This is a genomic window from Haemophilus influenzae, from assembly GCF_019703545.1.
In the GTDB taxonomy this organism is placed as follows: domain Bacteria; phylum Pseudomonadota; class Gammaproteobacteria; order Enterobacterales; family Pasteurellaceae; genus Haemophilus; species Haemophilus influenzae_E.
Map to the genome: position 1 here is coordinate 767783 of NZ_AP018771.1, position 20469 is coordinate 788251.

Genomic DNA, 20469 nt, shown 5'->3' on the forward strand with positions numbered 1-20469 from the left:
AATAATGAATTTAACTAAAATTTTACCCGCATTTGCTGCTGCAGTCGTATTATCTGCTTGTGCAAAGGATGCACCTGAAATGACAAAATCATCTGCGCAAATAGCTGAAATGCAAACACTTCCAACAATCACTGATAAAACAGTTGTATATTCCTGCAATAAACAAACGGTGACTGCGGTGTATCAATTTGAAAACCAAGAACCAGTTGCTGCAATGGTAAGTGTGGGCGATGGCATTATTGCGAAAGATTTTACTCGTGATAAATCACAAAATGACTTTACAAGTTTCGTTTCTGGGGATTATGTTTGGAATGTAGATAGTGGCTTAACGTTAGATAAATTTGATTCTGTTGTGCCTGTAAATTTAATTCAAAAAGGTAAATCTAGCGATAACATCATCGTTAAAAATTGTGATGTAAACGTAAAAGCAACTAAAAAAGCAAATTTATAATTAATCCCAAATGACCAGCATAATTGCTGGTTATTTTATCTTCCCCGAGGGGAGATTTTTTCTTGAGATCATTTTCAATTCAAACTAGACTTACCGCCTATTTTATTTAACCTAAATTTTGTTATGCGTGTTTCAGACTTTAACTTTGATTTACCCGATAAATTAATTGCTCGTTATCCTAAAACTGATCGTGTTTCTTGTCGTTTATTACAGTTAAATGGCGAAAACGGAGAAATTTCTCACCGCACTTTTTCTGATGTATTAGATTTAATTGATGAAGGCGATTTGTTGATTTTTAATAATACGCACGTTATTCCTGCAAGAATGTTTGGGCGTAAAGCCAGTGGTGGAAAAATTGAAGTTTTAGTTGAGAGAATGTTAGACGAACATCGTTTCTTAGCGCATATTCGTTCATCGAAATCCCCTAAAGAAGGGGCTGAATTATTTTTAGGTGAAGATAAATTAGGCGAAAATAATGGCATTAAAGCGGTAATGACAGCACGCCATAGTTCGTTGTTTGAAGTGGAATTAAGTGATAAATCAACCGCTCTTTTAGATGTGTTGCAAGCCATTGGACATATGCCATTACCGCCTTATATTGACCGTCCAGATGAAAAAGCTGATCAAGAATGTTATCAAACGGTTTATAGTAAAGTCCCAGGCGCAGTCGCGGCACCAACAGCGGGCTTACATTTTGATGAAAATTTACTTGAAAAACTCAAAGCGAAAGGCGTGAATTTTGAATTTGTTACATTACACGTAGGCGCGGGTACATTCCAGCCTGTTCGTGTGGAAAATATTGAAGATCACGTAATGCACGCAGAGTACGTGGAAGTTTCTCAAGAAGTTTGCAATGCGATTATTGCAACAAAAAAAGCGGGCAAACGTGTAATTGCAGTGGGAACAACTTCCGTTCGTTCTATTGAAAGTGCGGCACTTTCTGCGGAAGAATTTGGCAACCCTGATTTAATTGAGCCTTATTTTTCTGATACCGCTATTTTTATTTATCCAGGGAAAAAATTCCGAGTGGTGGATTGCTTAATTACTAATTTCCACTTACCTGAAAGCACATTGATTATGTTAGTTTCAGCTTTTGCTGGTTATAAAAATACAATGAATGCTTATAAAAGTGCGGTCGAAAATCACTATCGTTTTTTCAGTTATGGTGATGCGATGTTTATTACTAAAAATCCAAATGTAAAAGGATTAGAATAAGTTGTTTGACTTGTAATTAGTCAGCACCTACAATAAAGAACAAGAGATGGCTGTAACCATCCCTTGTGTCGGAGAATCTACCTAGCCAGCGCTACCTTTCAATAGTAGGCAAAGTAGAATAACAATGACTAGTTTAATAATAAGATTAATCATAGTTTTTATCCTCAATTTGATTACAAATGAAGGATCTACTAAGCAGCCCGTCAGGTGCGTACTGGCGGACTGATTTTAGCAGATCCGCCTCTGCTCAAAGAGCATTGAAAATATGATATCACAAAGCCTGTATTTTTTAACAGGCTTTTTTGTTCAAAAAAATCTTCGAACTGTTTATTCGTTGGAGCAAAAATGAAGTATGAATTAGATAAAACAAGCGGCAATGCTCGTCGTGGTCGCTTGGTGTTTGAACGTCCACAAGGCACGTTCAGTGTAGAAACCCCAGCATTTATGCCAGTGGGTACTTATGGCACAGTAAAAGGCATGACGCCAGAAGAAGTGCGTGCGACAGGTGCAGAAATTCTTTTGGGTAACACTTTTCATTTATGGTTACGTCCAGGGCAAGAAATTATGCGTAAACACGGCGATTTGCACGACTTTATGCAATGGCATCGCCCGATTTTGACTGACAGTGGCGGTTTCCAAGTATTCAGTTTAGGTAAATTACGTAAAATTACAGAAGAAGGCGTGAAATTCCAAAATCCAATTAATGGTGAGCGGATCTTCCTTTCGCCTGAAAAATCCATGGAAATTCAATATGATTTAGGTTCTGACATCGTGATGATTTTCGATGAATGTACGCCTTATCCAGCGACTTTCGATTATGCGAAAAAATCTATGGAAATGTCACTTCGTTGGGCAAAACGTAGCCGTGATCGCTTTGATGAATTAGGCAATAAAAATGCGCTATTCGGTATTATTCAAGGCGGCGTATTTGAAGAATTACGCAAAGTATCACTAGAAGGCTTAGTGAATATTGGCTTTGACGGTTATGCGGTGGGCGGTTTAGCTGTTGGCGAGCCGAAAGAAGATATGCACCGCATTTTAGAATATATCTGCCCACAAATTCCTGCGGATAAACCACGTTATTTAATGGGCGTGGGTAAGCCAGAAGATTTAGTGGAAGGCGTGCGTAGAGGTATTGATATGTTTGACTGCGTAATGCCAACCCGTAACGCACGTAACGGCCATTTATTCGTGACTGATGGCATTGTTAAAATCCGTAATGCAAAATATCGTGATGATACCAGCCCGTTAGATCCTGAATGTGATTGCTACACCTGTAAAAACTACACCAAAGCTTATTTATATCATTTAGATAAATGCGGTGAAATTTTAGGTGCACGCTTAAATACCATTCACAATTTACGCTATTATCAACGTTTAATGGCAGAAATTCGTCAAGCGATTGAAGATGATCGTTTTGATGATTTTGTGGTGGAATTCTATGCTCGCATGGGCAAACCTGTTCCGCCATTACAATTAGCGGATAAATCATAATTAATAAAAGTGCGGTAGAAAAATAAAACGTTTTTTGACCGCACTTTTTAGTATAATGAATAATAAACCTCACAATAAATAGATAATATATGATTACTCGCTCAAACTTTCCTGAATTACTCTCTTCTTTAGACTTTTCTCAAACGAATAAAATTTATTATAAAACAATCAACAGTTATGAATTAAAAGTCGATTTTGCTAACGAAAAATTAATTTATCCTGAAGGCTTAAAAGCACAACGAGATACTACTAAAAACTTTTCTGCACCTGAAAATTTTGTGGTATTTGAGTGTGTGCATAACTTATTACAATCTGGTTATAAACCAGAACATATTATTTTAGAACAAGGTATGCCAGGCGGACACGGTGATACAGGTGGTTTCTGCGATATTATTGTGCAAGATAACGATGGCGTGGAATACTTACTAATTGAATGTAAAACCGCAGATGATGGCAAAAGTCGAGAATTTTCTAAAGCATGGGCGAAAATGTTAAAAAATGGTGGACAGTTATTTAACTATTTTAATACTTACCGCCGAGCTAAATGGCTTTGTTTATATTGTTCAGATTTTCGCAATGATAAAGTGGAATCCATTTATCATCTGATTTCGATGACAGATAATAATGACTTCTTGAAAAACAACGATAAATTACAAAGTTTTGCCCAAATTCAAGCAGAAAATGGGGCAAAAGTGGATTATTTCAACGTTTGGACAGATACCTATCAACAAGACTTTATTACGCATAATCTCTTTGAATCAGAAATCTTTAAAGTCGGTAATCGTCCTTATAATGTGAACGATCTTAAAATTGTTGATAACGACACCATTCAGAAAAAATATCATCAATTTGCCACGATTATGCGCCAGCATAACGTTTCAGCACGTGAAAATGCTTTTGATAAACTGGTTAATATCTTTCTATGCAAAGTAGTGGACGAAAAAGCCAACCCTGAAAATTTAAAAGTTTATTGGAAAGGAGCCGCCAGCGATAACCACTACGACTTGCAAGATCGTCTACAACAACTTTATAAAATTGGTATGAAAGATTTTTTGGGCGAAGAAGTAACCTACATCAGCGAAGAAGAAATCAACAACGCATTTCATCTGTTCAAAAATAAAAAAGATGAAACCAAACGCACTGTTTTAGAATACTTTACGCAACTTAAATTCTATTCCAACAACCCTTTTGCGTTTCTAGATGTACATAATGAAAAGCTCTTCTTTCAAAATGCAGTAATTTTGAAAGAAATCGTGCAAATGTTGCAAGACATCAAACTCAAAAGTGAAGAAGAACAGCACCAATTTTTGGGTGATTTATTTGAGGGCTTTTTAGATCAAGGAGTAAAACAATCAGAAGGACAGTTTTTTACTCCAATGCCGATTGTGAAATTTTTGATTTCTTCACTGCCACTGGAACAGGTTTTACAAAATAAAAATGCACCAAAAGTAATTGATTACGCTTGTGGTGCAGGGCATTTCTTAACGGAATACGCAAGCCAAATCAAATCCTTGCTAAAAGATAGCGGTCGGAATCTATCTGAGTTTTACCAAAAAATCTATGGTATTGAAAAAGAATACCGCTTATCCAAAGTGGCAAAGGTTTCTGCCTTTATGTATGGGCAAGATGAGATGAATATTATCTATGCCGATGCCCTTGCTCAAAATCAAGAACAAGGTAAAGCCTTACAAGATGGTTCATTCTCTTTATTAGTGGCTAATCCACCATATAGCGTTAAAGGCTTTTTATCTACTATTTCCGATGAAGATAAAGCCAAATTTACCCTTTATGAAAACATTGATAACGAAGAAACCTTTAACAGCATTGAAACCTTCTTTATTGAAAAAGCCAAACAACTTCTTCACGCTGAAGGGATTGCGGTTATAGTATTACCTTCCAGTATTTTAACCAACGGCAACATTTACATTAAATGCCGTGAAATTTTGCTACAACATTTTGATTTAGTCGCCATTGCAGAATTTGGTTCAGGCACATTTAGCAAAACAGGTACAAACACAGCCACCCTTTTCTTACGCCGTAAGCAAGCAACACCAAATTTAAGCGAACACTATAAAAATCGCATAGAACAATGGCAAAGTGGTAACTTTGACTTTGATGGCTTATTTGAAGATCATCATTTGTTACAAAGTTATTGCAACCATTGCGGTTTTAATCTTGATGATTACAAAGCTTTCTTATCTGCCATCGAAGAAATGCCTTTGGCAATTGCTGAAACAGAGCTTTTCCAAGAATACCGCAAGGCATTTGAGAAAAGAAAATTTGCAAAATCAGCAAATTTAGCCAAAGAGTGGCTCAAGTTTGCCAAAGCGATTGAGGCGGATAAGATGCAATTCTTTATGTTGGCACAAAATAATCCGCAATATGTGTTAGTGGTGAAAATGCCTGCGGACAATAAAGAAAAGAAAGCCTTTTTAGGTTATGAATGGAGTTCGGCAAAAGGTAGCGAAGGGATTAAATATCTCAATCAAACCAGCGGTGATGAGGACGATAGCCTAGCAAAACTCAAAGGTATTAACCAAATTCAAACTCCGTTGTTTAACCCACAAAACTTGTTTGATGAAACCAAAATTAACTGCCTTATTCGCCAGAATTTCAACCAACAAGCGGTCGAAATTCCGCAAACGTTAGCAAATTATGTGAGCCTATTACCGCTTACACAAATGCTGGATTTTAGCCGTGTGGATTTTGATAAAGCCATTCGCACTAACGTTCAAAAGAAAATTAAGGTTTTGAGTAAGTATCCCATTATTGCATTGGAAGAGTTTCCAGCAGAAATTAAAAAAGGCAAATCAATTACTGCTAAAAATGCAATTGTAGGAGATTACAAAGTTGTTGCAGGAGGAAAAAACTTTGCTTATATGCATAATGAATTTAACCGTATGGAAAACACAATTACTATTAGTGCCTCAGGTGCAAATGCAGGATTTGTAAATTTTTGGACAGAGAAAATTTTTGCATCTGATTGTACAACTGTGAGAGCAGATAATTATGTGGGGACAAAATTTATTTTTACATATTTGCAAAGTATTCAAGAAAATATTTTTGATTTAGCGCATGGTGCAGCACAACCACACGTCTATCCTGATGATATTAAACGTTTACCTATTCCTAAAGTCCCTCTAGACATTCAACAAAAAGTAGTCGAAGAATGTCAAAAAATTGATGATGAATTTAACCGCACTCGCATGCAAATCGAAGAATATCGTGCAAAAATTGCTAAAATTTTCAATGAGTTAGAAATCGTGCGGGGGGGGGTAAAACGCTTTAAAATCAATGACTTATGTTCATTTAATCCATCAAAATCTGAACTAAAAACACTGTCCGATGATTTAATGGTTTCTTTTGTAGAAATGTCATCAGTGAGTAATTTTGGCTTTATTGAAAATAAAATTGATAAGACACTGGGTTCTCTTCGTAAAGGCTCTTACACCTATTTTCGTGAAAATGACGTTATTATTGCAAAAATAACTCCATGTATGGAAAACGGAAAATGTGCTTTAGCGATTGGGTTGTCTAATGGGATTGGCATGGGGAGCTCAGAATTCCATGTTTTCCGTGCTAACGAAAACAAAGTTTTGCCTTTTTTCTTATTCTACTCTCTTAATCGTGAGAGTATTCGCAAGGAAGCAGAGCGAAATATGACAGGTTCAAGCGGACATCGTCGAGTACCAATTTCATTTTATGAAGATCTAGAAATTAGCTTACCCGATTTAAATGAACAACAATCTATCGTTAATCAAATCAATGAAATCGAAACCCAAATTTCTGAACTAGAAAAAGTGTTGGAAAATTCAAGGCAGGAGAAAAAAGCGGTTTTAGATAAATGGCTTTGATCTTTTATTTTAACAAAGGAAATCTTATGCAAATTCTTGAACCTCAACAATTCGCCACATGGAATGAACCTATTGAAATGCTTTATGCCTGTCATAGTAAGGTAAAACGTTTTTGTCGTCAGTTAAGCATTTTGCCTGATTATCTAGAAAAACACGGCTATACTCAGGCTGTATTAAATGATGTTGAGCAGATTTTAACTTATTTTAATCGTGCCGCGCCGTTACATCATGAGGATGAAGAATTAGATTTTTTCCCTCAATTAGTCAAAGTGGCTCCGCAAGCACAAATTTCCATTGTTGAATTAGAAAAACAGCACGAATATTTGCATGAAAATTGGAATGCACTATCAGCGCAGTTAGAAGAACTTATTTCTGAACAACGTCAAAATATTGATAAACATTTAATTGAACGCTTTATTCAAGGTTATGATCGTCATATTGCGTTAGAAGAGCCGTTATTTGAAATGGGGCGTGAATGCTTAAGTGCGGATATTTTGGCAGAAATGGGTAAGTGCATGAGTGCTCGTCGTCAAGTTAAAGAATGAAATATCAGCTCAATTTAACCGCACTTCGATGCCCCATTCCTCTTTTAAGTGCTAAAAAAGCCTTAAAAAATTTGAATAAAAATGATGAACTAATGTTGATCTTAAACCTTGAAAGTGCGGTGGAAAATTTTTCTATTTTTGCCGAAGAAAATTCTGTTGCTTTGGTCGAGCAATATTACGCTTCGGAAAAAGAATTTATCGTTATCTTGAAAAAATAAAATTAATCGCCATAACGTAGGATATTGGGCTTAGTTCGCCTTTCCCAATGAAGCAATTTATGGTATTTTACGCAAAATTTTTAACTTAAATTAATAAGGAAAACACAATGGAAGCACAAAGCCCAATGTCCACGCTATTTATTTTCGTGATCTTTGGTTTAATTTTCTACTTTATGATTTATCGCCCGCAAGCTAAACGCAATAAAGAACATAAAAAATTGATGTCTGAGCTTGCAAAAGGTACTGAAGTTTTAACTGCTGGTGGTTTAATCGGCAAAATTACTAAAGTAACCGAAGGTAGCGATAGCATCGTGATTGCGTTAAACGACACGACAGAAATTACGATTAATCGTAACTACATTGTGAGCGTTCTTCCTAAAGGTTCATTAAAATCACTTTAAGAATAACATTAAATTATTTTCCAGAGCCACGCATTGTGGCTCTGTGCGTTAGAAAAGAAAAGGAAAACTATGTTAAACCGTTATCCATTATGGAAGAATTTGATGGTTATTTTTATTGTGGCCATCGGGATTTTATATTCTCTTCCAAATATTTATGGTGAAGATCCTGCGGTGCAAATTTCCGGTACACGCGGTCAAGAAGCGAATACTAGCGTGCTTGGACAAGTTCAAGATGTGCTTAAAACTAATAATCTTCCAACCAAATCTATTGTGCTTGAGAATGGCTCAATTCTAGCTCGTTTTACTAATACCGATGATCAACTTCTTGCTAAAGATAAAATTGCTGAACGTCTTGGCAATAATTACACCACCGCATTAAATCTTGCTCCAGCCACTCCAGCTTGGTTAAGTATGTTTGGTGCGAATCCTATGAAATGGGGATTAGACTTACGTGGTGGAGTTCGTTTTTTGATGGAAGTCGATATGAATGCCGCACTTGTAAAACGCCAAGAGCAATTACAAGATAGTTTGCGTGGCGAACTTCGTAAAGAAAAAATTCAATATACTGCCATTAAAAATACTGAGCATTTTGGTACGTTGATAACCTTAGCTAATGTGAGCCAGCGTGCTAAAGCTGAGCGAATTATTCGCCAATTACATCCAACATTAGATATTACTGAGCCTGATGCTGATAGTATTAATTTAGGGCTATCTACTGCAGCATTAAATGAAGCACGCGACTTAGCCATTGAGCAAAACTTAACGATTTTACGTAAACGTGTTGCTGAATTAGGTGTTGCAGAAGCGGTAATTCAACGTCAAGGTGCGGAGCGTATTGTGATTGAATTACCAGGTGTTCAAGACACTGCACGCGCAAAAGAAATTTTAGGGGCAACGGCAACACTTGAGTTTCGTATCGTAAATCAAAATGTTACGGCTGATGCTATTTCTCGTAATATGTTACCAGCTGATTCGGAAATTAAATATGATCGCCAAGGTCATCCTGTTGCATTATTTAAACGTGCCGTATTAGGTGGGGAACATATCATTAATTCAAGCTCTGGTTTAGATCAGCATTCAAGTACGCCGCAAGTGAGTGTAACCTTGGATAGCGAAGGTGGCGAGATTATGTCTCAGACCACTAAAAAATATTACAAGAAACCAATGGCAACGCTTTATGTTGAATATAAAGATAATGGCAAAAAAGATGAAAATGGCAAAACCATTTTAGAAAAGCATGAAGAAGTCATTAATGTTGCAACAATTCAAGGTCGTTTTGGTTCTAATTTCCAAATTACTGGTGTTGATAGTATTGCCGAAGCACATAATCTTTCTACCTTGTTGAAATCTGGCGCATTAATTGCACCAATTCAAATTGTTGAAGAACGCACAATTGGTCCATCATTAGGTGCGCAAAACGTAGAGCAAGGGATTAATGCGAGTCTTTGGGGATTAGTTGCTGTTATTGCCTTTATGTTGTTTTACTACAAAATGTTTGGTGTGATTGCAAGTTTTGCACTTGTTATTAATATCGTATTACTTGTGGGATTAATGTCTATTTTACCCGGCGCGACACTTTCAATGCCGGGTATTGCGGGTATCGTTTTAACTTTAGGTATGTCAGTAGATGCGAATGTATTGATTTTTGAACGTATTAAAGAAGAAATTCGTAATGGTCGTTCAATTCAGCAAGCCATTAATGAAGGTTATAACGGCGCATTTACTTCTATTTTTGATGCAAACTTAACCACAATCTTAACCGCAATTATTCTATACGCGGTAGGAACAGGCCCAATTCAAGGTTTTGCGATTACGCTTTCACTTGGTGTTGCGATTTCTATGTTTACCGCGATTACTGGAACTCGCGCATTAGTTAATGCCCTTTACGGCGGCAAACAACTTAAAAAATTATTAATTTAGGCGGGAAATGATGAAACTTTTTACAAAAGATAAAGACAGACATTTTATCCGTGAAATCAATGGGATAAAGCTCCCGTTCCCACTGACTGAATTTATGAAAGTGCGTAAATGGGGTTATATATTATCCGCACTTTTAATGGTAATTTCTCTATTTTTTATTATTACCAAAGGATTTAACTGGGGCTTAGATTTTACTGGAGGAGTGGTATTTGATACTCACTTCTCGCAGTCCGCTAACCTTGAACAAATTCGTAGTAAACTTCACGAAAATGGAATTGAAAGTCCAGTTGTTCAAACCACAGGATCGGTTCAGGATGTGATGATTCGTTTACCTGCAAGTAATAATGATTCTACCATTGGTGAACACGTCAAAAGTATGCTACAGAATGTAGATAAAGACATTCAAATTCGCAGTATTGAGTTCGTTGGCCCAAATGTTGGTGAAGAATTAGCACAAGGTGCGGTATATGCGACTTTAGCGACATTAGCAATGGTGCTTATTTATGTGGGGTCACGTTTTGAATGGCGTTTAGGCTTTGGCAGTATCGCTTCTCTTGCGCACGACGTCATTATTACGCTAGGGGTATTCTCTGCATTACAAATTGAAATTGATCTTACTTTTGTCGCAGCGATTTTATCTGTGGTGGGTTACTCCATCAACGATAGTATTGTGGTATTTGACCGAGTTCGTGAAAATTTCCGAAAAATTAGACGATTGGATACGATTGATATTATTGATATTTCTTTAACGCAAACTTTATCAAGAACTATCATTACTTCGGTTACTACATTAGTTGTCGTGATGGCATTGTTCTTCTTTGGTGGTCCTTCCATTCATAACTTTTCACTTGCTTTACTCGTAGGTATTGGATTTGGTACTTATTCCTCGATTTTTGTTGCCATCGCCATTGCATACGATGTTGGTTTACGTCGTGAACATATGATCCCACCTAAAGTAGATAAAGAAATTGATGAATTACCTTAGTTGATTTACTTTTAGAATAAATTAAAAAAATAGTTAATCGAAAATTTACGATTAACTATTTTTTATTTATATAAATCTCTAATTAAATAAAGTACTTAAAATTCAAAGATTATTTAATCTTGAGGTAAGGCATTTATTACGGCCTTTACTAAAGTGGCTAAAGGAATGGCAAAGAATACACCCCAAAATCCCCATAAACCGCCAAAAATTAATACTGAAATGATAATAATTAGTGGATGTAAATTGACGGCTTCAGAAAATAAATAAGGCACAAGGAGATTTCCATCTAAAAGTTGGCTTACAGCAAAAGCAATAATGATGTACCAAAATGTTGGGCTGATTCCAAACTGGAATAAAGCAACCAATGCAACAGGAATCGTGACAATAACTGCGCCAATATAGGGGACGAGAACTGAAAGACCCACCGCAAAAGCCAATAAGAGTGGATAATTTAGCCCGAAAATTAAGAAAATAATATAAGTGATTAAAGTGACAATCAGTATTTCTAATAATTTTCCGTGAATGTAATTAGAAATTTGCTGTTGCATTTCTTTCCATACTTTGAAAGCTAAGTTTCTATTTTTCGGTAAGAAACGGCTAACGCCTTGTAAAAGTTCTGATTTATCCTTCAACATAAAAAACATCATTAATGGCACTAAAAAGGCATAAATCCCTAAAGAAACCAAGTTCATAATAGAGGCTAAAGAAAGTTTTACAGCAGATTCGCCAAAACCAAGGATTTTTTCTCGCACAGAATTGAAAATAGAATCAACCATTGAATAATCAATAAGTTCAGGATAATTTTTGGGTAAATTGAGTAGCCATTCATTAGATTTATTAAACATAGCGGGCAAATCACTTAATAAGGAAATAGTTTGATTCCACAACATTGGCACCAATACCAAAAAGAAAACTGCTGCTAGACCAATAAAACTACCGAAAATAAGAATTGTCGCTAACATTCTTGGGCATTTTAAATATTGATTTAAAAAATTGATTGGTATTTCAAGTAAATAGGATAGTACTAGAGCAATCAACAAAGGCGCAATTAAATCTCCAAAAAAATAAATGGAGATAAAGCCAAATAATAATATTGCTAATAGTCCCATCGCTTGAGGATCACTTAAACGGCGAGAGTACCAGCTTTTCAACATTTCTAGCATAATTTCTTTTCCTATAAGTATTTTTTTGCCATTATAAGTTAAAATTTACAGTGTTTATAGCTACTAAGAGGAAATCCTATGTCTGTTATTATTTATCACAACCCACATTGCTCAAAAAGCCGTGAAACGCTAGCATTATTAGAAAATAAAGGTATTCAGCCGATTATTGAACTGTATTTGCAAAAGCAGTATTCCGTTAATGAATTACAAAGCATTGCCAAAAAATTAGGAATTGATGATGTTCGCCAAATGATGCGCACGAAAGATGAACTATATAAAAGCTTAAATTTAGATAATTTAGATCTTTCTCAAGCAGAATTATTTAAAGCGATAAGTGAACATTCAGCACTTATTGAACGCCCAATTGTTATTAATGGCGATAAAGCTAAAATCGGGCGTCCGCCAGAAACTGTACTTGAGATTTTGTAATTTAAACGTTTGCATGTATAATACACCAGCCGTGGAAATCCTTCCGCGGCTTTTTTAAGGAAAATTTATGAGAAAGAAACAAAAAAGTGCGGTTGAAAATGAAACCGTTTATTTGCACACTCGAGGCGTGATAAAAGATAATGCAGTGATGGCATTGCTAGGCGATAAATTATTTCGTCAGCGTGTTGAGAAAAAACGTAAAGGGAAAGGCAGTTACCAACGTAAGGCGAAACACCCAGGGAAAATGTTTGAAAAGCCCGATTATAAATTTTTTGATTACAGAAACTTTATAATCGGGTTTTTCTTAGGTTAAAATAATAAGGAGTAAAATATGTCAAAACAGCCTCAAATTCTACTTAATAATACGTGGAATGTGCGTATTAGTGATCCCGGAGAGGAGGGGGCAAAAAGCCATTTCTTTGAAACGATTTATTTAACTCTAACAGCTTATTTTGAAGAAAATAACATACGCTATGAATTTGTGCGTAAAGTGGAGGATCAAATAAAAATTCAGCGTTCTTTTACAGAGTTAAATGAATTGTTCAAATTTTTAGGGGGTTATTTTGATCCCGTCTCGATTGGTCTAGTCGGTGTGAAAATTGGAAACTTAGGGATAAAATCAGAATAAAATATTGATTAATCTATAAAATTTCACACTATATTTTACGATTATTGTAAAACAAAGATCGCACTTTAATGATATAAATTACATAAAAAAGTGCGGTTATTTTTTCTTTATTTTGATAAGAAAAATAGATTACTTAGCAACAAATTTCTTGTACGACAAATTGTAATGAATGTCTCGAAAATTGTTGTTGTTTGCGGTGTTTTAAACGTCTTAAACGTAGATTACGTGATAAAGAACTTTGTTGTAAATTAGCTTTCTTTTTAAGAAAAGTTTTACGTTTTAACATTTTATTAATCCTTATTTTCTTTTATTTCTTCTAAATTTTTAACCGCACTTTCGTTGTTGGCATTATCATTCGTTGTTTGATTTTCTTGGACTCGATGATAATTCACTATGCTATTCATATAGCGGCGAATATTTTCTACATATTGATGGGCTTCATAGCCTCGCGCATAGCCGTATTTCAGTTGAGAATAATAGCGTTTTTCTGCTAATAAAGGCAGATTTTTTTTCACATCGATCCAATTATCTGGATTTCCTCCAAGATTTTGAGTTAAACGGCGTGCATCAATTAAGTGACCGAGTCCTATGTTATAGGCAACTAAGGCAAACCAAATTCTTTCTTCCTTTTCAATGCTTTCAGGAAGCTGACTAATCAACCAGTGTAAATATTCTGAACCAGCTTTAATACTTTGTTCAGGATCTGTTCTATCGCTGATTTTCATATGTTGTGCGGTATTTTTGGTGAGCATCATTATGCCACGTACTCCAGTTGGCGATGTTGCGTCAGGATTCCAATGAGATTCTTGATAAGCCACTGCTGCGAGTAGTCGCCAATCTAATTCACCTTTGTATTTTTCAAAGAGCGGTGAGAATTGTGGCAGGGTATTTTCAATTGCGTTCATATAAGAGCGCATATCCACGTAATCAAATTGTGAAATATGTCCTAAATATTTTTCTTTTAAATTATCTAAAAGTCCCGTTTCTTCGGCATTATTCATAAAATTGAGTAAAGCCGTTTGTAGATCGCGGTAGGGGCTATTGGGTAAATACCAGTGAACGTTTGCTTCATCAGTAATATCAAAGGCAATGGCTAATTCTGGTTTGATTTGTTGAATTGCAGCAATATCAATAGAATTTGCAATAACGTAAGGAATTTTGCCTTCAGCCAGTTGTAGTAATAGTTCTTCTTGAGTAAGTGCTTGATTTATTTTCCAAATTAATTGTGGATATTGTTTTTGTAATTCTTTTAGCGTTTCTTCTAATGCTAAATTATTTGAGATATAAATATCTTTCTTTACGTTACCTAAATTTTTAGGACGATTTTCATTTTTTCGATAAGCTAATTGCCATGAAGCAGAATGATATGCAGGACCTATTTGGAAACGTTCCGCATTTTTAGGATGGTATAAAAGGTGGGCGGCAGCTAAATCAATATTGTGTTTATTAAGTTCATCAAATAACTGCTCTTGATTATCGAAAATTTTCATTTCGAGTTCTACGCCTAAAGTATCGGCAAATGCTTTGGCTAATTCATATTCAAAGCCTCGTTCGCTATCTTTATTAATAAAATAAGAAATCTGGTTATTTATTGTTCCTACATAAAGTGATCCCCTAGCTTGAATTGCAGTATAATGATTTTCTTCAGTATGACGTAAAAATTGCCATGGGAACACCATATCAATAGCCCAAAATAATAACGCTAGAGCAGTAATAATACGTAAAAAAAGACCTTTCAATGATTTTTCCTATATAAAAAAGTTATGGGATTGTAGCCAAAACTTTCACTATAGACAATAAAAAGCCCCCTTGAGGTTCAAGGGGCTAAGTGTATCTAAAATATCAGACGATTTATTTTTAGAATGATGATCTACGATCACGGCGTGGTTTATCGCTAAAAGTGCGGTTACTTTTTTCATTAAATTTACGATTTCCACGATTATCATTGCCGCGTTCACGTCCGCGCTCTCCACGGAAATCGCCACCACGACCTTTACGTTTACCGTTAAAATCATCGCTGCCACGGGAATTATCGGATTTTACTGCACCTAAGAAAGACATTTGCATTTGTTTATTCAATACTCGTGTTTTTCCGAATTGTTGCAATAATTCTTTCGGCATACCTTGTGGCAATTCAACGGTAGTGTAGTCATCATAAAGTTTAATATGACCAATATAACGGCTGTTAATATCGCCTTCGTTAGCAATCGCACCAACGATATGGCGAACTTCTACACCATCTGCACGACCGACTTCGATACGATATAAATCCATTGGTTGTGGATTTCCATAGCCTTTACGTTCGCCACGACGTTCAGCTGAACGTGGATTTTCACGGCGATCGCCTCGTTCATTACGTTCACGACGACGTTTCTCCATTGGCGGATCAGGTGGAAGAATTAATTTTTGTTTACCTTGAAGCAGCATCAACATTGCTGCAGCAATATCTTCTTGATCCTGATCGGCTGTGAATAAGTCTTCTAATAAACTACGATATTGTTCTAAATCGTGATGCTCGAGTTGTTTCGTAATTTTTGCGACAAATTTTTTGCGGCGGCATTCTTGTAACACAAGATGATTTGGCAATTCTACTTCATTGATACCTTTTTTCATTAGGTGTTCAATATTACGAAGTAAACGACGCTCGCGAGACTCAACGAATAATAAAGCACGACCAGAACGCCCTGCACGACCAGTACGCCCAATTCGGTGTACATAAGATTCTGCATCAAGCGGAATGTCGTAGTTCACCACAAGGCTGATACGTTCAATATCAATACCGCGTGCAGCCACATCGGTTGCCACAACAATATCTAAACTGCCGTTACGTAAGCGATCGAGGGTTTGTTCGCGTAATTGTTGTGTCATATCGCCATTAAGTGCGGCAGAACGGAAACCATTTTTTTCAAGTAGTTCTGTAATGTCTAACGTGCCAGTTTTAGTACGAGCAAAGATAATCGCTGCATCAAAATCTTCCACTTCTAAGAAACGAAGAAGAGCTTCGTTTTTACGCACGCCGTGTACATACCAACAACTTTGGTCGATATCTGGGGCATTTTCGTTATTCACTTTGATCTTCACTTCTTGTGGATCATTCATAAAACGTTTAGTAATACGACGGATCGGTTCAGGCATTGTTGCAGAGAATAACGCAGTTTGATGATTTTCTGGTAATTCTGCCATGACGGTTTCTACATCATCAATGAAACCCATACGTAGCATTTCATCAGCTTCATCTAATACGATAAAACGAAGTTCAGAAAGATTTAATGTTCCGCGACGAATATGGTCAAGAATACGACCTGGTGTACCCACAACCACTTGTGCGCCTTGTTTTAATGCACGAAGTTGGATGTCATAACGTTGGCCACCATATAAGGTAACAATGCGAGTGCCCTGTGCATATTTAACAAATAGTTCGCACGCATCGGCAACTTGAATAGCAAGTTCGCGTGTAGGTGCCATCACTAACATTTGTGGATGTTTTTCACTTGGATCGATTTGCGCTAATAAAGGCAGTGCAAAGGCAGCAGTTTTACCACTACCCGTTTGTGCCATACCTAGCACATCATTGCCACTGAGCAAATGCGGAATACAAGATTGTTGAATTGGAGAAGGTGTTTCAAAACCTAAGTCAGAAACAGCTTTTAAGATGAACTCAGGTAAGCCTAAGTCATTAAAAGTAATTTTGTCAGTCATTAAAATACTCGAATATAAATAAGGAAAGCTCAACGGGCTTTCGGTTTATTAAGTTGAGCAGAGCGAATGAATTTTTCTATTCGTTCTACTGCAAAGAGCGGTAAGTTTTGGATTGATTTTTAGAAAACAATCGCTTTTGTTACCGCACTTTTCTCTTCTTTTTCGTCTTCTGTTTGAACCGGTTTTAATTTCATGAGTTCAAACGCGGCAAAACGATACTCAACAAAGTTATAAACCTGATTTGCCATAGCTAGTTTAAATAAAGCTGCTGCTTCATCTACTAGCCCTACATTGAGTTTTTGTTTTGCTAGATAAAAATAGGTTTCTGTGAGAATTTCAGCATATTGTTGTGAATTTTCGGCAAATTCACTTGCACGTTGTTGTAATTCTTCTACAGAGATGTGTCCTAAGTAATATTGAACGATATGTGTACCCCAGAAGTCCTCTGATAGCCCTTTTGCTCGTTCAACAAGGTTTGTTTGGGCTTCTTGTGGTTTTAATTTTTGTTCGTTCAAATATAGCCATAAGACACGATAGGGATCTTTTTTATCGGCTTGGTAGAACTGTAAGAAATCTTGCTGAGCAAGATGGTAGCGCCCTACATAATAAAAATTTAAACCACGATTAAGGTGGGTATAGTCATAACCTGAATCTAATTCAAACACCGTATTGAAAGCATCCAATGCGCCGTCATAATCTTCTTCAAGCAATAAATAAAGCCCTAAGTAATTGTACACAGATGCCATTTTCGGCTGTAATGCAAGGGCTTGAGTAAGATCATAACGAGCAAGTCCCCATAATCCAAGAGAATCATAGAGTACGCCACGTTCAAAATGTAGCGATGCACGTTCTTCATTACTCATTTTTCCAACCAGTAGTACTTGGCTTAATCGCACGATCATCACTTCTTGTTCAAAGTGAGTATTCGGGTTTTGTTCAGCCAACACGACATGATTTTTAGACACAAAACCGCCCCTAGACTGAACACAGCCAGCAAGGAGTAAGATCGCACATAAGCTAAATAAATAGACTATAAAATGGCGAGATAAGCGAAAACACCGCATTTGCTTTCTTTATGCCTAAAAGTTGGAAAACAACAAAACTTGGCAGCGAATGCTACCAAGTTTTGATTCTATATTCCAAGATTATTCCTGTTCTTCGACAGGATCTTCTTGGTTAATTTCAGTTTCTTGTTTTGGAGCCAAGTCTTTCATTGTTAAACGAATACGACCTTGACGATCGATTTCAACAACTTTTACGTTTACTTCTTGACCCACTTGAAGGTAATCGCTAACTTTTTCTACACGCTCTTCAGCAATTTGAGAAATATGAACCAAACCTTCTTTATTTCCAACGATTGCGACGAATGCACCAAAATCAGCAAGACGAGTGACTTTACCTTTGTAAATTGCGCCAGCTTCAACTTCTGCAACGATTTCCTCAATACGTCCCATTACGTTTTTCGCTGCATTGCTATCTACTGCGGCAATTTTCACTGTACCATCGTCATCAATATCAATTGATGTACCAGTTTCTTCAGTTAGTGAACGGATTGTTGCACCACCTTTACCAATGACATCTTTGATTTTCTTAGGATCAATTTTCATTGTGTAGATGCGCGGTGCGTAGTCAGAAATATCAGCGCGTGGAGCTGGGATTGCTTGTTCCATGACACCAAGAATGTGCATACGTGCACTTTTCGCTTGGTTTAATGCAATTTGCATAATTTCAGGGGTGATACCTTCAATTTTGATATCCATTTGAAGGGCGGTCACACCTTCACGTGTACCAGCCACTTTAAAGTCCATATCACCTAAGTGGTCTTCATCACCTAAGATATCTGAAAGCACCACAAATTTTTCTTCTTCTTTCACTAAGCCCATTGCGATACCTGCAACAGCAGCTTTGATAGGAACACCTGCATCCATTAATGCTAAAGATGCACCACATACAGATGCCATAGAAGAAGAACCGTTAGATTCAGTGATTTCAGAGACAACACGCACAACATACGGGAATTCTGCAAGGCTTGGCATAACAGCCGCTACACCACGTTTTGCTAAACGACCGTGACCGATCTCACGACGTTTTGGCGAGCCGATCATACCTGTTTCACCTACAGAATATGGAGGGAAATTATAATGGAATAAGAAGTGATCTTGACGTTCACCCGTTAATTCATCAATGATTTGTGCATCACGTTCAGTACCTAAAGTCGCAACAGCTAATGCTTGCGTTTCGCCACGGGTGAAAATTGCAGAACCGTGAGTACGTGGTAATACACCAGTGCAAATATCTAATGCACGAACAGTATCAACGGTACGACCATCAATACGTGGTTCGCCTGCAATGATACGACCACGCACGATTTGGCTTTCAAGTGCGGTGAAAATATCCACGATTTTACCTTCGCTGATTTCTTCATCTTCAGCTGTGATTTGCGCAATTACATCCGCTTTAATCGCATCGATTTGTTCGTAACGTAATTGTTTTTCAGTAATGCGGTATGCATCGCCTAAACGTGCTTCAGCAATCGCTTTTACTTTGTTGATTAAATCTGTGTTTGGTTGTGGTGCAACCCAATCCCAACGTGGTTTGCCCGCTTCTTTTGCAAATTCTTTGATTGCTTCAATCACAACTTGTTGTTGTTGATGACCGAATACGACTGCCGCTAACATTTGTTCTTCAGTTAAAATATCAGCTTCAGATTCAACCATTAATACGGCTTTGTCAGTACCAGCAACCACTAAGTCCAAACGGCTTTGTTTTTGTTCTGCCATAGTTGGGTTTAATACGAATTGGTTGTCGATAAAACCAACACGTGCTGCACCGATAGGGCCATTGAAAGGCACGCCAGATAAGGTTAATGCTGCAGAAGCACCGATCATTGCTACTAAGTCAGGGCTGATTTGTGGGTTTACAGAAACCACAGTTGCCACAACTTGGATTTCATTGAAGAAACCTTCTGGGAATAATGGACGAATTGGACGGTCAATTAAACGTGCAATTAAAGTTTCGCCTTCAGATGGACGACCTTCACGCTTGAAGAAACCACCAGGGATTTTACCCGCTGCATAAGTACGCTCTTGGTAGTTTACGGTTAATGGGAAGAAGTCTTGACCTTCTTTCACATCTTTTTTAGCAACAACAGTCACGAATACCGTGGTATCGTCCATGCTTGCCATAACCGCAGCCGTTGCTTGACGTGCAATCGCGCCAGTTTCTAGAGTAACGGTATGCTGACCGTATTTAAATTGTTTAACAATTGGATTCACAATGTTTTCCTTAAAATTTATATTAAAAACAATGCCTTATTTCCCAGATTGCGACTAGCAAAAGAAATCTTTCGAAAAAATGACCGCACTTTGGGCGTTTAAAAATTTCTTTTGATAGCCGCACGCTAATGTAGAAAATAAAGCCCGTGCATTATACAGGATGTTTGGCTTTAATGGCTAACTTTATTTTGC

Annotated in this window: 18 protein-coding genes; 12 read left to right on the forward strand and 6 right to left on the reverse strand. The window is 36.9% G+C overall.

Going from position 1 to position 20469, the window contains the following annotated elements; genetic code table 11:
• Positions 1–4: 4 nt before the first annotated feature.
• The 9 genes from K6J66_RS03850 to secF all read left to right on the forward strand — a co-directional run bounded on the left by K6J66_RS03850 (position 5) and on the right by secF (position 11083).
• Complete coding sequence (locus tag K6J66_RS03850; protein WP_005668223.1) at positions 5–451, forward strand: hypothetical protein; 447 nt, start codon at positions 5–7, stop codon at positions 449–451.
• 123 nt (positions 452–574) lie between these two features.
• Positions 575–1666 carry a tRNA preQ1(34) S-adenosylmethionine ribosyltransferase-isomerase QueA gene (gene queA / locus K6J66_RS03855; protein WP_038439182.1) on the forward strand — a complete coding sequence of 364 codons (1092 nt, stop codon included), beginning with the start codon at positions 575–577 and terminating at the stop codon, positions 1664–1666.
• Positions 1667–2011: 345 nt separating this feature from the next.
• Positions 2012–3160 (forward strand): tRNA guanosine(34) transglycosylase Tgt, encoded by a 1149-nt coding sequence (gene tgt / locus K6J66_RS03860; RefSeq protein ID WP_005692210.1) that lies wholly within the window; start codon positions 2012–2014, stop codon positions 3158–3160.
• An 89-nt stretch (positions 3161–3249) separates the two neighbouring features.
• The gene (locus K6J66_RS03865; RefSeq protein WP_110442688.1) at positions 3250–7014 is read left to right on the forward strand and encodes an N-6 DNA methylase; all 3765 of its coding nucleotides are present in this window, start codon (positions 3250–3252) and stop codon (positions 7012–7014) included.
• A 26-nt stretch (positions 7015–7040) separates the two neighbouring features.
• Positions 7041–7559, forward strand: coding sequence for a hemerythrin domain-containing protein (locus K6J66_RS03875; RefSeq protein WP_110442687.1), 519 nt, complete (start codon positions 7041–7043; stop codon positions 7557–7559).
• On the forward strand, positions 7556–7777 hold the full coding sequence (locus K6J66_RS03880; RefSeq protein ID WP_005653410.1) for a sulfurtransferase TusA family protein: 222 nt from the start codon (positions 7556–7558) through the stop codon (positions 7775–7777). Before K6J66_RS03875 ends, K6J66_RS03880 begins: the two co-directional genes overlap by 4 nt.
• A 107-nt stretch (positions 7778–7884) precedes the next feature.
• Positions 7885–8178 (forward strand): preprotein translocase subunit YajC, encoded by a 294-nt coding sequence (yajC, locus tag K6J66_RS03885; RefSeq protein WP_005645638.1) that lies wholly within the window; start codon positions 7885–7887, stop codon positions 8176–8178.
• 69 nt (positions 8179–8247) lie between these two features.
• On the forward strand, positions 8248–10098 hold the full coding sequence (gene secD, locus K6J66_RS03890; protein WP_005692213.1) for a protein translocase subunit SecD: 1851 nt from the start codon (positions 8248–8250) through the stop codon (positions 10096–10098).
• 10 nt (positions 10099–10108) lie between these two features.
• The gene (gene secF / locus K6J66_RS03895) at positions 10109–11083 is read left to right on the forward strand and encodes a protein translocase subunit SecF (RefSeq protein WP_038439176.1); all 975 of its coding nucleotides are present in this window, start codon (positions 10109–10111) and stop codon (positions 11081–11083) included.
• 113 nt (positions 11084–11196) lie between these two features.
• Here secF and K6J66_RS03900 read toward each other — a convergent pair whose 3' ends face one another.
• Positions 11197–12246: an AI-2E family transporter gene (locus tag K6J66_RS03900; protein ID WP_005664109.1), complete on the reverse strand. Its 1050-nt coding sequence runs from the start codon at positions 12244–12246 to the stop codon at positions 11197–11199.
• Between the two features lie 78 nt (positions 12247–12324).
• Here K6J66_RS03900 and arsC point away from each other — a divergent pair, with 78 nt between their 5' ends.
• From arsC to K6J66_RS03915, 3 genes are all read left to right on the forward strand, one after another.
• Positions 12325–12675 (forward strand): arsenate reductase (glutaredoxin), encoded by a 351-nt coding sequence (arsC, locus tag K6J66_RS03905; RefSeq protein ID WP_005664106.1) that lies wholly within the window; start codon positions 12325–12327, stop codon positions 12673–12675.
• Positions 12676–12742: 67 nt separating this feature from the next.
• A complete protein-coding gene (locus tag K6J66_RS03910) occupies positions 12743–12988 on the forward strand; it encodes an alternative ribosome-rescue factor A (RefSeq protein WP_005653419.1) in 246 nt (81 codons plus the stop codon).
• An 18-nt stretch (positions 12989–13006) separates the two neighbouring features.
• Positions 13007–13303 (forward strand): DUF5377 family protein, encoded by a 297-nt coding sequence (locus K6J66_RS03915; RefSeq protein WP_005664102.1) that lies wholly within the window; start codon positions 13007–13009, stop codon positions 13301–13303.
• 133 nt (positions 13304–13436) lie between these two features.
• Here K6J66_RS03915 and K6J66_RS03920 read toward each other — a convergent pair whose 3' ends face one another.
• The 5 genes from K6J66_RS03920 to pnp form a co-directional block, all read right to left on the reverse strand.
• Positions 13437–13589, reverse strand: a complete 153-nt coding sequence (locus K6J66_RS03920; protein ID WP_005648810.1) for a hypothetical protein — start codon at positions 13587–13589, stop codon at positions 13437–13439.
• A 4-nt stretch (positions 13590–13593) separates the two neighbouring features.
• Positions 13594–15042 (reverse strand): membrane-bound lytic murein transglycosylase MltF, encoded by a 1449-nt coding sequence (gene mltF / locus K6J66_RS03925; protein WP_038439171.1) that lies wholly within the window; start codon positions 15040–15042, stop codon positions 13594–13596.
• A 118-nt stretch (positions 15043–15160) separates the two neighbouring features.
• Positions 15161–17002 carry a DEAD/DEAH box helicase gene (locus K6J66_RS03930; RefSeq protein WP_038439170.1) on the reverse strand — a complete coding sequence of 614 codons (1842 nt, stop codon included), beginning with the start codon at positions 17000–17002 and terminating at the stop codon, positions 15161–15163.
• Positions 17003–17121: 119 nt separating this feature from the next.
• Positions 17122–18066: a lipoprotein NlpI gene (nlpI, locus tag K6J66_RS03935; protein ID WP_005694062.1), complete on the reverse strand. Its 945-nt coding sequence runs from the start codon at positions 18064–18066 to the stop codon at positions 17122–17124.
• A gap of 81 nt (positions 18067–18147) precedes the next feature.
• Complete coding sequence (pnp, locus tag K6J66_RS03940) at positions 18148–20277, reverse strand: polyribonucleotide nucleotidyltransferase (protein ID WP_005648798.1); 2130 nt, start codon at positions 20275–20277, stop codon at positions 18148–18150.
• Positions 20278–20469 lie beyond the last annotated feature (192 nt).

What these genes read in the sequence shown, in the direction of transcription:
- K6J66_RS03880 (WP_005653410.1), top strand. Translation starts at nt 7,556, where the DNA reads ATGAAATATCAGCTCAATTTAACCGCACTTCGATGCCCCATTCCTCTT.
- K6J66_RS03920 (WP_005648810.1), bottom strand. Translation starts at nt 13,589, where the DNA reads ATGTTAAAACGTAAAACTTTTCTTAAAAAGAAAGCTAATTTACAACAA.
- secF (WP_038439176.1), top strand. Translation starts at nt 10,109, where the DNA reads ATGAAACTTTTTACAAAAGATAAAGACAGACATTTTATCCGTGAAATC.
- yajC (WP_005645638.1), top strand. Translation starts at nt 7,885, where the DNA reads ATGGAAGCACAAAGCCCAATGTCCACGCTATTTATTTTCGTGATCTTT.
- arsC (WP_005664106.1), top strand. Translation starts at nt 12,325, where the DNA reads ATGTCTGTTATTATTTATCACAACCCACATTGCTCAAAAAGCCGTGAA.
- tgt (WP_005692210.1), top strand. Translation starts at nt 2,012, where the DNA reads ATGAAGTATGAATTAGATAAAACAAGCGGCAATGCTCGTCGTGGTCGC.
- K6J66_RS03875 (WP_110442687.1), top strand. Translation starts at nt 7,041, where the DNA reads ATGCAAATTCTTGAACCTCAACAATTCGCCACATGGAATGAACCTATT.
- queA (WP_038439182.1), top strand. Translation starts at nt 575, where the DNA reads ATGCGTGTTTCAGACTTTAACTTTGATTTACCCGATAAATTAATTGCT.
- nlpI (WP_005694062.1), bottom strand. Translation starts at nt 18,066, where the DNA reads ATGCGGTGTTTTCGCTTATCTCGCCATTTTATAGTCTATTTATTTAGC.
- K6J66_RS03915 (WP_005664102.1), top strand. Translation starts at nt 13,007, where the DNA reads ATGTCAAAACAGCCTCAAATTCTACTTAATAATACGTGGAATGTGCGT.
- K6J66_RS03900 (WP_005664109.1), bottom strand. Translation starts at nt 12,246, where the DNA reads ATGCTAGAAATGTTGAAAAGCTGGTACTCTCGCCGTTTAAGTGATCCT.
- K6J66_RS03910 (WP_005653419.1), top strand. Translation starts at nt 12,743, where the DNA reads ATGAGAAAGAAACAAAAAAGTGCGGTTGAAAATGAAACCGTTTATTTG.
- secD (WP_005692213.1), top strand. Translation starts at nt 8,248, where the DNA reads ATGTTAAACCGTTATCCATTATGGAAGAATTTGATGGTTATTTTTATT.
- K6J66_RS03850 (WP_005668223.1), top strand. Translation starts at nt 5, where the DNA reads ATGAATTTAACTAAAATTTTACCCGCATTTGCTGCTGCAGTCGTATTA.
- K6J66_RS03930 (WP_038439170.1), bottom strand. Translation starts at nt 17,002, where the DNA reads ATGACTGACAAAATTACTTTTAATGACTTAGGCTTACCTGAGTTCATC.
- K6J66_RS03865 (WP_110442688.1), top strand. Translation starts at nt 3,250, where the DNA reads ATGATTACTCGCTCAAACTTTCCTGAATTACTCTCTTCTTTAGACTTT.